The sequence below is a fragment of the Palleronia pontilimi genome (assembly GCF_016412875.1).
GTDB classification, from domain to species: domain Bacteria; phylum Pseudomonadota; class Alphaproteobacteria; order Rhodobacterales; family Rhodobacteraceae; genus Palleronia; species Palleronia pontilimi.
In genome coordinates this window covers 22,619-35,590 of sequence record NZ_JAEKPD010000016.1, presented here as the reverse complement: position 1 = coordinate 35,590, position 12,972 = coordinate 22,619, and the positions used below count along the sequence as shown (strand labels likewise).

General features: G+C 66.4%; 17 protein-coding genes. 8 read left to right on the top strand and 9 right to left on the bottom strand.

The annotated features are described in order from the left end of the window. The first annotated feature begins 6 nt into the window (after window positions 1–6). Together ILP92_RS14955 and ILP92_RS14950 are read left to right on the top strand one after the other, a co-directional pair. Window positions 7–747 (top strand): SDR family oxidoreductase, encoded by a 741-nt coding sequence (locus ILP92_RS14955; RefSeq protein ID WP_198917222.1) that lies wholly within the window; start codon window positions 7–9, stop codon window positions 745–747. A 191-nt stretch (window positions 748–938) separates the two neighbouring features. Next, window positions 939–1,523, top strand: coding sequence for a LysE family translocator (locus ILP92_RS14950; RefSeq protein ID WP_368667902.1), 585 nt, complete (start codon window positions 939–941; stop codon window positions 1,521–1,523). Here the strand turns inward: ILP92_RS14950 and pheT are convergent. Next, a complete protein-coding gene (gene pheT / locus ILP92_RS14945; RefSeq protein ID WP_198917220.1) occupies window positions 1,520–3,916 on the bottom strand; it encodes a phenylalanine--tRNA ligase subunit beta in 2,397 nt (798 codons plus the stop codon). The genes ILP92_RS14950 and pheT overlap by 4 nt on opposite strands. 202 nt (window positions 3,917–4,118) lie before the next feature. Between pheT and ILP92_RS14940 the strand changes: the two genes are divergently transcribed. Then, window positions 4,119–4,292: a hypothetical protein gene (locus ILP92_RS14940; protein ID WP_198917219.1), complete on the top strand. Its 174-nt coding sequence runs from the start codon at window positions 4,119–4,121 to the stop codon at window positions 4,290–4,292. Here ILP92_RS14940 and ILP92_RS14935 read toward each other — a convergent pair. The 3 genes from ILP92_RS14935 to pheS all read right to left on the bottom strand — a co-directional run bounded on the left by ILP92_RS14935 (window position 4,289) and on the right by pheS (window position 6,120). Then, window positions 4,289–4,498, bottom strand: coding sequence for a phenylalanyl-tRNA synthetase subunit beta (locus ILP92_RS14935; protein ID WP_198917218.1), 210 nt, complete (start codon window positions 4,496–4,498; stop codon window positions 4,289–4,291). The two genes, ILP92_RS14940 and ILP92_RS14935, sit on opposite strands and share 4 nt — an antisense overlap. 98 nt (window positions 4,499–4,596) lie before the next feature. Continuing rightward, entirely contained in the window at window positions 4,597–4,899 is a 303-nt protein-coding gene (locus ILP92_RS14930; protein WP_198917217.1) for a hypothetical protein, read from the bottom strand. Window positions 4,900–5,043: 144 nt separating this feature from the next. Beyond that, complete coding sequence (gene pheS / locus ILP92_RS14925) at window positions 5,044–6,120, bottom strand: phenylalanine--tRNA ligase subunit alpha (protein WP_198917216.1); 1,077 nt, start codon at window positions 6,118–6,120, stop codon at window positions 5,044–5,046. A 120-nt stretch (window positions 6,121–6,240) separates the two neighbouring features. Here pheS and ILP92_RS14920 point away from each other — a divergent pair, with 120 nt between their 5' ends. Further along, window positions 6,241–6,978 carry a dienelactone hydrolase family protein gene (locus ILP92_RS14920; RefSeq protein WP_198917215.1) on the top strand — a complete coding sequence of 246 codons (738 nt, stop codon included), beginning with the start codon at window positions 6,241–6,243 and terminating at the stop codon, window positions 6,976–6,978. A gap of 191 nt (window positions 6,979–7,169) precedes the next feature. After that, window positions 7,170–7,439, top strand: coding sequence for a hypothetical protein (locus ILP92_RS14915; protein ID WP_198917214.1), 270 nt, complete (start codon window positions 7,170–7,172; stop codon window positions 7,437–7,439). A gap of 155 nt (window positions 7,440–7,594) precedes the next feature. Here the strand turns inward: ILP92_RS14915 and rplT are convergent, their stop codons facing one another. From rplT to pyk, 4 genes are all read right to left on the bottom strand, one after another. After that, a complete protein-coding gene (rplT, locus tag ILP92_RS14910) occupies window positions 7,595–7,960 on the bottom strand; it encodes a 50S ribosomal protein L20 (RefSeq protein WP_198917213.1) in 366 nt (121 codons plus the stop codon). A 14-nt stretch (window positions 7,961–7,974) separates the two neighbouring features. After that, window positions 7,975–8,175, bottom strand: a complete 201-nt coding sequence (gene rpmI, locus ILP92_RS14905) for a 50S ribosomal protein L35 (RefSeq protein WP_198917212.1) — start codon at window positions 8,173–8,175, stop codon at window positions 7,975–7,977. A gap of 117 nt (window positions 8,176–8,292) precedes the next feature. Beyond that, window positions 8,293–8,520, bottom strand: a complete 228-nt coding sequence (locus ILP92_RS14900; RefSeq protein ID WP_198917211.1) for a hypothetical protein — start codon at window positions 8,518–8,520, stop codon at window positions 8,293–8,295. 16 nt (window positions 8,521–8,536) lie between these two features. Then, window positions 8,537–9,988: a pyruvate kinase gene (gene pyk / locus ILP92_RS14895; protein ID WP_198917210.1), complete on the bottom strand. Its 1,452-nt coding sequence runs from the start codon at window positions 9,986–9,988 to the stop codon at window positions 8,537–8,539. 135 nt (window positions 9,989–10,123) lie between these two features. On the opposite strand from pyk, the gene ILP92_RS14890 reads away from it, so the two are divergent. Together ILP92_RS14890 and ILP92_RS14885 are read left to right on the top strand one after the other, a co-directional pair. Then, window positions 10,124–10,420: a DUF1244 domain-containing protein gene (locus ILP92_RS14890; RefSeq protein ID WP_198917209.1), complete on the top strand. Its 297-nt coding sequence runs from the start codon at window positions 10,124–10,126 to the stop codon at window positions 10,418–10,420. After that, complete coding sequence (locus ILP92_RS14885; RefSeq protein WP_198917208.1) at window positions 10,420–11,010, top strand: DUF5671 domain-containing protein; 591 nt, start codon at window positions 10,420–10,422, stop codon at window positions 11,008–11,010. The genes ILP92_RS14890 and ILP92_RS14885 overlap by 1 nt, the downstream gene beginning before the upstream one ends. Before the next feature lie 3 nt (window positions 11,011–11,013). Here the strand turns inward: ILP92_RS14885 and ILP92_RS14880 are convergent, their stop codons facing one another. Continuing rightward, window positions 11,014–11,871: a D-amino-acid transaminase gene (locus tag ILP92_RS14880; RefSeq protein WP_198917207.1), complete on the bottom strand. Its 858-nt coding sequence runs from the start codon at window positions 11,869–11,871 to the stop codon at window positions 11,014–11,016. A 141-nt stretch (window positions 11,872–12,012) separates the two neighbouring features. On the opposite strand from ILP92_RS14880, the gene ILP92_RS14875 reads away from it, so the two are divergent. After that, entirely contained in the window at window positions 12,013–12,969 is a 957-nt protein-coding gene (locus ILP92_RS14875; RefSeq protein WP_198917206.1) for an L-malyl-CoA/beta-methylmalyl-CoA lyase, read from the top strand. Window positions 12,970–12,972: the final 3 nt, after the last annotated feature.

Sequence of the window (12,972 nt, the reverse complement as noted above, 5' to 3'; positions counted from 1 at the left end):
AATGAAATGAGCCAGACCATCCTGATCACCGGGGCGTCCAGCGGCATCGGACGCGTCACCGCGCGGCTGTTCCTGCAAGAAGGCTGGCGCGTGGCGCTGGTGGGGCGGCGGAAACCGGCGCTGGAAGAGACGGCGGAGGGGTTCGAGGACAGCACCCTGATCCTGCCCTGCGACGTGACGAACGAGGATGCGGTGACGCAGGCCTTCGTGACAGTGGCCGAGGAATGGGGGCGGCTCGACGCGCTGTTCAACAACGCGGGCATGAACGTGGGCGCGGGCACGCTGGACGAGATCAGCGTGGCGGACTTCCGGGCGCTGAGCGAGACCAACATCACCGGCATGTTCATCTGCGCGCGGGCGGCCTTCGGGCTGATGCGCAGGCAGGATCCCATGGGTGGGCGGATCATCAACAACGGATCGATCTCGGCCCACGTGCCGCGGCCCGGATCCGCGCCCTACACCATGAGCAAGCACGCGGTCACGGGGCTGACGCGGACGGTGTCGCTGGACGGGCGGCCCTTCAACATCGCCTGCGGGCAGATCGATATCGGCAACGCGCTGACGGACATGGCCGAGGCGATGACCAAGGGCGTGCCGCAGGCCGACGGCTCGGTGGCGGTCGAGCCGGTGATGGATGCGGACCACGTGGCCACATCGGTGCTGCACATGGCGACGCTGCCGCTGGAGGCCAACGTGCAGTTCATGACCGTGATGGCGAGCGCCATGCCCTATATCGGGCGCGGCTAGGGCGACCCGCGCCGGGGGCTGCCTTCCCGCGGCCCATCCAGCTTTGAGCGATGGCGCCGAGCGGGGCGATCCTGGTCAGGTATTTTTGGAAAGATGAAGCCGGGGCAGGTCCGGATTGCGCAGCTTCCGGGTCGCGAGCCGTGGGCGTGGGCTGTCATGCTGACACCATCCGAGACCGGAGGTGCCCCGCCGTGGCCGAGACAATTGCCGCCCTGATCGTGTTCCTGTTCCCGCTGGCCTACAGCCCAGGCCCGGGCAACCTGTTCTTCGCCGCCAGCGGCGCGCGCTTCGGCTTCCGCGCCACGGTGCCCGCCAATCTGGGCTATCACCTGGCCACCTTCGGGCTGACGTTGGCGCTGGGACACTCGGCGCTGGCCGCGATGGATCGGTTCGACCGCGCCTTCGAGCTGATGCGCTGGGCGGGCGCGATCTACGTGCTTTGGCTGGCGATCGGGCTGATGCGGGCCGGGTCCGGGGCCGAAGCGCAGGTGGCGCGACCGGCGGGGGCTATCGACGGCGCGCTGCTGCTGGTGCTGAACCCGAAGGCCTATGTCATCATCGGGCTGATGTTCAGCCAGTTCCTGGCGCGTGACGGCGCCAGCTTGGCGCTGATCGCGACGGTGTTCACGCTGAACAACCTGCTGGCCTTCGTGCTGTGGATCGCCGCGGGCGACCGGCTGGCGGCCCTGTTCCGGACGCCCCGCAGCGCGCGCTGGCTGAACGCGGGGTTCGGCCTGGCGCTGGCGGGGGTCGCGCTATGGATGCTGGCGGGCTAGCCGCGCAGGGTGCCGCCGGTGGCCTTTTCGACCTTCGCGACGACGGCCTTCGAGATCGCGTCGATCTGGGCGTCCTTCAGCGTCTCGCCTTGCGGCTGCAGGCGCACTGTGATGGCCAAGGATTTCTTGCCCTCGCCCAGGCTGCCGCCGATGAACTGGTCGAAGACGCGGACCTCGTCGATCAGGGTCTTGTCGGCGCCCTGCGCGGCGTTGACCAGGGACGCGGCCTCGACCCGTTCGTCGACGACGAAGGCGAAGTCGCGCTCGACGGCCTGCAGGTCCGACAGCTCCAGCGCGGGACGGGCGGCGTCGCGGTTGCGGGGCTGGGGGATCTCGTCCGGGAAGATCGTGAAGGCGACCGCGTTCGTCTTGATCCCCAGCGCGCGCAGCACCTTCGGATGCAGCTCGCCGAAGATGGCGAGCGTCTTCTTGGGGCCAAGGCAGATGCGGCCATGGCGACCGGGATGCCACCACGCGTCGCCGTCCCGCAGCATCTGGGTCTTGGCGGGCGCGACCAGGGCCGCAAGCACGGCTTCGGCGTCGGCCTTGGCGTCGAAGGGATCGAACGCGCGCGCCGCGCCGTGCACGTCCTTGGGGCCGGTGCGCCCGGTCAGAATGCCGCTGATCTGGGTGGATTGCTCGCCCGGCTCGCCGCCGTGGAAGACCGCGCCCACCTCGAACAGGGCAAGGTCGGTCTGGCCGCGCTTGTGGTTGCGGGCGGCGGCCTGCAGCAGCCCCGGCAGAAGCGACGGGCGCAGGTGGCTCATCTCGGACGAGATGGGGTTGTCGAGCATGGTCGCATCGGTGCCGCCGCCGAACAGCGCGGCGCTGGCGCGGTCGATGAAGGAATAGGTGACCGCCTCGGCGTAGCCCAGGGCGGCGCTGGTGCGGCGGGCGATCTGCTCGGATTTCTGGGCCTGGGTCAGGATCGGGGCGGGAACGCCCGCCTGGCCGCGCGGCATGGGGCGGGGGGCGAGCCGGGTCAGCGACGCGACGCGCGCGACTTCCTCGACCAGGTCGGCGGGGCCCTGGATGTCGCGGCGCCAGCTGGGCACATGGGCCATGTCGCCGTCCAGCGTGAAGCCCAGCGCGTCCAGCGTCGCGCGCTGGGTTTCGGGCGCGATCTCCATGCCCACGAGCGATTGCACGCGGGTGGTGTCGAGCTTGTAGGCCCGCGGATCCAGCGGGGCTTCGCCGGCCTCGACCACCTCGGACGCCTCGCCGCCGCAGAGATCCAGGATCATCTGGGTCGCGAGGTCCAGGCCGGGGCGGGTGAAGGCGGGATCGACGCCGCGCTCGAAACGGTAGCGGGCATCCGAGTTGATCTTCAGCGCCCGGCCGGTTCGGGCGATCGTGATCGGGTTCCACCACGCGGATTCGAGGAAGACATCTTTCGTCTGCTCCGAGACGCCCGAGGGCGCGCCGCCCATGATGCCCGCGATGGATTCGACGCCCGCATCGTCGGAAATGGCGATCATGCCGGGCAGGAAGGTATAGCTCCGCTCGTCCAGGGCTTCGAGAGTCTCGCCACCCGATGCGCAGTGGACGCGTAAGTTGCCGCGGACCCTGGCGGCGTCGAAGACGTGCAGCGGGCGGGCCATGTCGAAGGTGAAGAAGTTGGTGATGTCCACCAGCGCCGAGATGGGGCGCAGGCCGATGGCCTTCAGCCGTGCCTGCAGCCAGTCGGGCGACGGGCCGTTGGTGACGCCACGGATCAGGCGGCCGGTGAAATGCGGCGCGTGTTCCAGCGCGTCGGCGTCGATGGTGACGGCGATGGGGCAGGGAAACGTGCCCGCCACGCTGGCCTCGGGTTCGGGCTTCAGCGTGCCCAGGCCGCGCGCCGCCAGGTCGCGGGCGATGCCGCGCACGCCCAGGGCATCCTGGCGGTTGGGGGTGATGGCGATCTCGATCACGGGGTCGATCTTTTCTGGGTCGTTCTGGGCCAGCCAGTCGATGAAGCGCTGGCCGACCTCGCCCGACGGCAGCTCGATGATGCCGTCATGGGCGTCCGACAGCTCCATCTCGCGCTCGGAGGCCATCATGCCGTGGGACTCGACGCCGCGGATCTTGCCGACCTGGATCGTGGTGTCGATGCCGGGCACGTAGTTGCCGGGTTTGGCGACGACCACGGTGATGCCCGCGCGGGCATTGGGCGCGCCGCAGATGATCTGTTGCAGGCCCTCGTCCGTGCGTACCTGGCAGACCTGCAAGCGGTCGGCATCGGGGTGCTTCTCGGCCGTCTCGACATAGCCCAGCGTGAAGTCGGACAGGCGCGCTGCGGGGTCGGTGACCTCTTCGACCTCGAGACCCAGATCGGTCAGCGTCTCGGCGATCTGGGCGACGTCGGCGTCGGTGTCCAGGTGGTCACGAAGCCAGGAAAGGGTGAATTTCATTGCGCGCATCCCGCATGGGTTTGGTTGCCGGTGGCCTAGCCCAAGCGCGCGGGATTGAAAAGTGGCGGTTCGGGGGCGGTCGTCGCCCTATTGCGGGCCAGATTCACCGTTAATGGTGAACTTGGTTTTGGGGGCCCAATCGTGCCGATTTCCCCAAGGGATCGGCCCCGTGAGGTGCAATATGGAACTAAGAGGACCAATTTTGCTCGTGTTTGCCGCCAGCCTGGTGCTGTCGCCGCTGGTGATCTCGGACTCGCTCAGCGGGCCCAAGATCCGGCTGTCCGGCGGGTGGGGCGGCGATTGTTCGGTTTTCGCCGTGAACGCGGTGGGCGGCAAGTCGGGCTGCCGCAGCGTCAGCTGGGGCGGAAGCCGCTAATCCTGCGGATCGCGGTCGGGCGCGTGGGCGCGCGCCCATTTCGACACCGCAAGCGCGGGCAACAGGATCACGGCCCATCCCAGCGAGTTGAGCAGCGTCAGTTTCACCTTCGAGTCCAGTGGCCAGTCGCTCAGCCACAGCGCAACTGTCCCACCAAGGACAAGCAGCACGGTGCAAGCGACGAAAACAGCCTTCACAATCCACATATCGTCTACCTAGTCATGCGCGCGCCGTAAGGTATGCGGCGGAATGGACCAGGTGCCGCGCAAATCGTCGCGGGCCATGCGGGCCGGGACGTTTCGGCTCAGCGGATCCGGTAGCGTATGCCGTTCATCGCCGCACGATATTCGGCGTGCATCAGCGCGGTGATCTGACCGTCATCCGTCAGGTCATCGACGGAATCCTCATCCTCCGTCAATCGCGTGACGTTCAGTGCCATTAGAATAACATGCAACAGGACGATCGGATAAAGCGCCTCCAGACAGCCGTAGGCGATGAACAGGACGTTCGAGCCTAGCGCGAAAAGCCGCATGATGTCCTGGCGTCGAGCGTAAAAGGCCAACACGACCATCAGGCCTGCCGAAAGGCCAATAAAATTGACGAACATACTGAAATACCTCCGAAAATTGGAAGTCTTTTGAATAAAAATGCGTTAGTGACGAAAATAATTCGAACGTCGGAATAATCCGAAGATCTCACCTGGACGGCAGGAAAGCAAGGCTTCACGATTTCGTGAAGGGCAGCGGCCTGTCTAGACCCCGCCCCTGAGCGTCGGCACCTGCAGCGCCGAGAAGCCGTAATGGCGCAGCCAGCGCAGGTCGGAATCGAAGAAGGCGCGCAGGTCGGGAATGCCGTATTTCAGCATGGCGATCCGGTCGATGCCCATGCCGAACGCGAAGCCCTGCCACTTGTCGGGGTCGATCCCGCCCGCCTGCATGACCTTGGGATGCACCATGCCCGAGCCCAGCACTTCCAGCCAGCCGTCGCCTTCGCCCACCTTCACCATGCCGCCTTCGAAGCTGCACTGGATGTCGACCTCGGCCGACGGCTCGGTGAAGGGGAAATGCGACGCGCGGAACCGGGTCTTCACGGCGCGCCCGAAATAGGCGGTGAAGAATTCCTCGAGCACCCATTTCAGGTTGGCCATGGACAGGTCCTTGTCGATGGCAAGCCCTTCGACCTGGTGGAACATGGGCGTGTGGGTCTGATCGTAGTCCGCACGATAGACGCGGCCCGGGCAGATCACCCGCAGCGGTGCGCCATGCGCTTCCATCGAGCGGATCTGAACGGGGCTCGTCTGGGTGCGCAGCACGTGGGGCGGGCGATCGTCGCCCGGGGCGCGGTGCATGTAGAACGTGTCCATTTCCTCGCGCGCGGGATGGTAGTCGGGAATGTTCAGCGCGTCGAAATTGTACCAGGCCGTTTCGACCTGCGGACCCTCGGCCATGGCGAAGCCCATATCGGCGAAGATGGTCGTGCATTCCTCCCAGACCTGGCTGATCGGGTGGATCGAACCGTGGGCCGGCCCGCCCGCGCCGCCGCGCCCCGGCAGCGTCACGTCCAACCATTCGTCGGCCAGCCGCACATCCAGCGCCGCGTCTTCCAGCGCGACCTTCTTGGCGGCGATGGCCGACGTGATTTCGTCCTTCAGCGCGTTCAGGCGCGGGCCTTCGACCTGGCGTTCCTCGGGCGTCATCTTGCCCAGGGCCCGCATGGCCAGGCTGACCTCGCCCTTCTTGCCGATGGCGGCCAGCCGCACGTCTTCCAGCGCGGCCTCGTCGCGGGCGGCGTTGATGCGGGTCAGGTAGGTTTCGCGCAGATCGGTCATGGGGGCATCCGGGGAAGGCAGGGTTCGCGCGGTGCTACAATCAGTGGCGCGCGCGCGCAAGGCATGGGCCTTGCGGAAGGATGCGCTAGCTTCTCTGCAAGCAATAACCGGAGAATGACGATGAAGACATGGATGACCCTGACCTGCGGCGCGCTGGCCCTGGCCGCGCCCGCCCTGGCCGAAGACGTCGCCTATGACGTGAACGGCGAAAGCTTCACCGGCTACATGGCCAAGGCCGAAGACCCGAAGGGCATGGTGCTGATCGTGCACGATTGGGACGGGATGACGGATTACGAACGCCAGCGCGCCGACATGCTGGCGGGCATGGGCTACGACGCCTTCGCGCTGGACATGTTCGGCAACGAGACCCCGACCGAGACCGTCGATCACCGCCGCGCGGCCACCGGCGCGCTCTACGAGGATCGCGACCGGATGCGGATGCTGATCGAGGCGGGGCTTGAGCAGGCGCGGGCCAACGGCTCGGACACGCCGCTGGTGGTCATCGGCTACTGCTTCGGCGGGGCCGTGACGCTCGAGATGGCGCGCTCGAACATGGCCGACGCGGCGGTGGGCTACGCCACCTTCCACGGCGGGTTGGGCACGCCCGAGGGCCAGAGCTGGGACGGAAACGAGCCGCCCATCTTGGTGGCCCACGGTGCCGCCGACACGTCGATCACCATGGACGACGTGGCGCAGTTCACCAACACGCTGAACGAGGCCGGCAACACCTTCACGGTCGAGGTCTATTCCGGCGCACCGCACGCCTTCACGGTGTTCGGCTCGGACCGCTACCAGGAGCGCGCGGATACCGAAAGCTGGGAAGCGTTCTCGGACTTCCTGAGCGACCGGACCGGGTAACCGTCGGACGGGTCCGCTCACCGCACGTTGGCATGACATGAAAAAGGCCGTCTCGATCGAGACGGCCTTCGTCGTATGGCGCTGCGAAAAGACGGACTTCTCGCGACTCGTAGGGATATCACCCCAGACGTGCTAGACTGGTCGCGGCCATCGCAACCACATTGCATGGCGCGAAAAAGGGGGGATTCAGCATGACATCGGCAGTCGTAACCCACGCGGTGGGGAACATGGACACCTGGTTGGCCGGAGGAGACGTGCGGACCAAGACGTTTTCCGGCTTCTGTTCGGGACACCGCATTTTCAGGCATTCCGACCAGGACCGGGTCTCGATCGTCTTCGAAGACGTGGACCTGGACAAGATGAAGACCATTCTCGCCACGCCCGAAGCCACGGCGAGCAAGGCACAGCACACGGTGATCGAGCCGATCGAACTTTATATCGAGGTCGAAGGCGGCGCCTGAGCTTCGGAATACGGCCGGGATCTCGTGCACCGCTCCGGATCCCCGCGGACATCTGGTTGCCGCTACGTCCCGGCGGTGTGGGTGCACGCGGCAGAACGCGAAAAGGGCCGCCCGATACCGGACGGCCCCTTGAGGACTAAACTTCAGTCGAAGCCTCAGGCGGGCAGGGCGCCCTTCGCCTGGTCCACGATGGCCGAGAATGCCTCGGGCTCGTGGACGGCCAGGTCTGCCAGCACCTTGCGGTCGACCTCGATGCCAGCCAGCGACAGGCCGTTGATGAAGCGCGAATAGGTCATCGTCTCGTCGTTCAGGCGAACGGCGGCGTTGATCCGCTGGATCCACAGGGCGCGGAAGTTGCGCTTGCGGTTCTTGCGGTCGCGCGTGGCGTATTGGTTGGCCTTGTCGACGGCCTGGGTGGCGGTCTTGAAGGTGTTCTTGCGACGACCGTAATAGCCTTTGGCGGCCTTGACGATCTTCTTGTGACGGGCGTGGGTAACGGTCCCACCTTTAACGCGTGCCATGGGTCAGGACCTCCTTATCGGGCGTAGGGCATGAAGCCCTTGATGATCTTCTGATCGGGTTCGCTCAGAACGGTCGTGCCGCGGGCGTCGCGGATGAACTTCTTCGAACGCTTGATCATGCCGTGCCGCTTGCCGGCCTGGCCACCCATCACCTTGCCGGTGGCGGTCACCTTGAAGCGCTTCTTTGCGCTCGATTTCGTCTTCATCTTTGGCATTTCCGTCTCCTGTCTTCGTTGAGCGGTCATAAAGGGCGCGACTCGGCATGCCATACCGGCCGGTCGTCCCATCGGAGCGCGCCGTATAGAAGCCGCGCGCCGGGTTGGCAAGTGGGTCTAGTTCAGCACCCGGCCCACGATCTCGAGCACGATCATCGGCACGTCGGTCGGTGCGTAGCCGCCCGGTGCCCGCGCGCTGGCCCACCAGATCATCCCGCCGCCCAGCACCGTCAGCGCGATCGCGGAGCCGGGCCTGCGCTTGTCGGCCAGTGCCGCCAAAAGCGAGATGACCGCGAGCAGGACGAAGAAGATGCCCGCGATCAGCGCGTAATCGGGATCGATCATGAGGCCCGCCCCGACGCTATTCTGGGGGCGTGTCGTTGGGATAGATCAGCCGTTCGTCGCAGGGCGCCACCCGCAGGATGTTCGTGGTGCCGGACTGGCCGAAGGGCACGCCGGCGGTGACGACGATCTGGTCGTTCTCGTTGGCAAAGCCTTCGCTGCGCGCGGCGCGGGCGGCGTTGATCACGGCCTCCTTGAAGCGCCCGACCTCGCCGGTCTGGACGCAGTGCATGCCCCAGGTCAGGCAGAGCCGCCGCGCGGTGCCCACCATGGGCGTGAGCGCGATGATCGGCACCACCGGACGCTCGCGCGCCACCAGCGATGCCGTCGTGCCCGATTGCGAGAAGCAACAGATAGCCACGATGTTCGTCGTCTCGGCGATCTCGCGGGCGGCCGACACGATGGCGTCGGCGACCGTCTGCTTGTCGCCGCCGCGGCTGGCGTTGATGACCTCGCGGTAGGTGGGATCGCTTTCGACCTCGATGGCGACGTTGTCCATGGTCTGGACGGCTTCGATCGGGTAGCTGCCCGCCGCCGATTCCGCCGACAGCATCACCGCGTCGGCGCCTTCGTAGATCGCGGCCGCCACGTCCGACACCTCGGCCCGGGTGGGCATGGGCGAATCGATCATCGACTCCAGCATCTGGGTCGCCACGATCACCGGCTTGGCCTTGGCGCGACACATGCGGATCAGGCGCTTCTGGATGGGCGGCACGTTCTGCACGGGCAACTCGACCCCCAGGTCGCCGCGCGCCACCATGATGCCGTCCGACACATCCAGGATCTCGGCGAAGTTCTTCACCGCGCCGGGCTTTTCGATCTTCGACAGGATCGCCGCGCGGCCGCGCGCCAGCTCGCGCGCCTCTTCCACGTCGCGGGGGCGCTGCACGAAGGACAGCGCCAGCCAGTCTACGCCCAGCCCGCAAACGAATTCCAGGTCCTTGCGGTCCTTGTCGGACAGCGCGGCCAGCGGCAACTCCAGGTCCGGCACGTTCACGCCCTTGCGGTTGGAAATGGTGCCGCCCACGGTCACCACGCAATTGGCGAAGTCGGCGCCGTGGTCCTTGATCTTCAGGCGGATCTTGCCGTCGTTCACGAGCAACGTGGCGCCTTCTTCCATGACGTCGAAGATTTCCTTGTGCGGCAGCTGCACGCGCGTGGCGTCGCCGGGCGCATCGTCGAGATCGAGCCGGAAATCCTGGCCTTCGGTGATCTCTTCGCTGCCGTTCTTGAAGACGCCCACGCGCAGTTTCGGACCCTGCAGGTCGGCCAGGATCGCGATGGGGCGGCCGGTGTCCTTTTCGATCTGCCGGATGATGCGGTGCCGCTCGGCGATGTCGGCATGTTCCCCGTGGCTCATGTTCAGGCGGAACACGTCCGCGCCGGTCTCGAACAGGGCGCGGATGGTGTCGTAATCGTCCGAGGCGGGGCCGAGCGTGGCGACGATCTTGATCTTTCGCAGGCGTCTCATGGGCGGACATCTCCGTTAGCGTCTGACAGATTTTCCCGGTTATGGACGGTTTGACCGAAGGTCGCAACACGCGGGCGCTTGAAGCCGACGCTCCGATGCCCCACGTGGAAGCATGACCGCAAAAAGGAGAAAAGAATGGACCAGCAGACCCGTATCGAGCTTGAAGCCGCCGCCTTCCGCCGCCTTCGTCAGCATTTGAGCGATCGCACGGACGTGCAGAATATCGACCTGATGAACCTGGCGGGCTTCTGCCGCAACTGTCTTGCGCGCTGGTACCAGGAAGAAGCCGAGAAGCGCGACGTGAAGATGAGCCAGGCCGAGGCGCGCGAGGCGTTTTACGGAATGCCCTACGATGTCTGGCGCGACATGTACCAGACCGAGGCAGACGACGACCAGAAAGCCGCTTTCGCGAAGGCCGATCAGGGGCACTGATGGCGCGCACCGGTGCGCTGGACCGCTTCGTTCGCAAGGCCCTGACGCACGGGGCCAGGCGGGACGAGATCGCGGCCGCGCTGGCCGATGCGGGCTGGCGCGACCGCGACGTGCGCCGTGCGCTCGACGCCTACGTGGACCGGGATTTCGTCGTCCCGGTGCCGCGACCGCAGCCTTTCGTGTCGGCGCGCGATGCGTTCCTGTATGGGCTGACATTCGTGGCGCTGGTGATCTGCGTGGTCAATCTGGCCTCGGCGCTGTTCGAGTTGGCCGAATGGGCGCTGCGCGACGATGCGCGGCTCAGGCTCAACTGGGACCTGGCGGCGCTGGCGGTCTTCGCGCCGGTTTTCGCGCTGCTCGATCGTCGGACGCGCGGCGACGAGCGCGACAGTCCCATGCGCAAGATCTTCGCCTACGGCGCGCTGTTCGTCGCGGCCTTGGTGCTGCTCGGCGACCTGGTTGCGGCGCTGGCGCTGGCCTTGTCCGGTGGATTGGGCCTGGAGGTCGCGGTGAAGTGCCTGGTGGTCGCGGTGATCTCGGGCGCGGTATTCGCCTATTACCGGCGCAGCCTGGCGGACGAGGTCGCCTGAGCGTCAGATCGCGGCCTTGCGGGATTCGTCCAGGTAGATCTCGCGCAGCCGCGCCGCGACGGGGCCGGGACGGCCGGTGCCGATGGGCGCGCCATCCAGCTCCACCACCGGCATGACGAAGGTGCTGGCCGAGGTGATGAACGCCTCGTCCGCCTCAGCCGCCTCGTCCAGCGTGAACGCGCGCTCTTCCACCTGCATCTGCGCTTCGCGCGCGAAGCGCAGAACGGCGGCGCGGGTGATGCCATGCAGGATCTCGTTGCCCAGGTGGCGCGTGACGATGGTGTTGCCCTTCACGATATAGGCGTTGTTGGACGTGCCTTCGGTGACGTGGCCGTCCTCGGTCATCCAGGCGTCGTGCGCGCCCGCCGCCTTGGCCATCATCTTACCCATGGACGGATATAGAAGCTGCACCGTCTTGATGTCGCGACGGCCCCAGCGTTCGTCGGGGATCGAGATGATCTTCATCCCCTCTTTCGCCATCGGGCTCTCGGCCAGGCCGGGCTTGGACTGGGTGAACAGCACGACGCTTTGCGGCGTGTCCGGATCGGGATAGGCGAAATCGCGATCCGCCGCGCCGCGGGTGATCTGCAGATAGACCAGCCCGTCGTCGATCCCGTTATCCGCGACCAGCTTGCGGTGGATGGCCAGCAACTCGTCGCGCGACAGGGGCATCCCCATGCCGAGTTCTTTCAGCGAGCGTTCCAGCCGCACCGTGTGGCCGTCGAAATCCAGGATCTTGCCGCCCAGCACCGATGTCACCTCGTAGACGCCATCGGCGAACAGGAAGCCCCGGTCGAAGACCGAGATCTTGGCGTCCTCTTCGGGCAGGTAATCGCCGTTGACATAGACCGTTCTGGACATGGGCACGCTCCTTGGATGGTGGATCTGCAATCGGGCAGGTTCTGCGGGCTGTCAAGCGGCGCGCTTTTCGCGGTTGCAGCATTCCGCGCAATAATCTAACCCCTGCGGCAACCCACCCGACACATAATTGCGAGGCCGCCCATGTCCTTCCGTATCCAACCGCAGCCGCCAGCTCGTCCCAACCGCTGCCAGCTGTTCGGCCCCGGCTCGCGCCCCGCGATCTTCGAGAAGATGGCGAAATCCGACGCGGACGTGATCAACCTGGACCTGGAAGACAGCGTGTCGCCAGACGACAAGGACGCGGCGCGCCGCAACATCATCCAGGCGATCGGCGATATCGACTGGGGCGACAAGCACCTGAGCGTCCGGATCAACGGGCTCGACACGCCCTATTGGTACCGCGACATCGTCGACGTGCTGGAACAGGCGGGCGACCGGATCGACCAGTTCATGATCCCCAAGGTCGGCAACGCGGCCGACATCTACGCGGTCGACGCGCTGGTGAGCGGGGTCGAGGCGGCCAAGGGGCGCCGCAAGCCCGTGGCGCTGGAGGTCATCATCGAAACGGCCGCCGGAATTGCCCACGTGGAAGAAATCGCGGCGGCCAGCCCGCGCCTGCAGGCCATGAGCCTGGGGGCCGCGGATTTCGCGGCGTCCATGGGCATGGCCACCACCGGCATCGGCGGCACGCAGGAAAATTACTACATGTACCGCGAGGGCCAGAAATACTGGTCCGACCCGTGGCATTGGGCGCAGACGGCGATCGTCGCGGCCTGCCGCACCCATGGCGTGCTGCCGGTGGACGGACCCTTCGGCGATTTCAGCGACGACGAAGGCTTCCGCGCGCAGGCCCTGCGCTCGGCCACGCTGGGCATGGTGGGCAAATGGGCGATCCACCCCAAGCAGGTGGCGCTCTGCAACGAGGTGTTCACGCCCTCCGACGCGGCGGTGGCCGAGGCGCGCGAGATCCTGGAAGCGATGGAAGAGGCCAAGCGCACCGGCCAGGGGGCCGCGGTCTACAAGGGGCGGCTGGTCGATCTGGCGTCGATCCGGCAGGCCGAGGTGATCGTGAAACAGTCCGAGATGATCGCGGGCTGACAT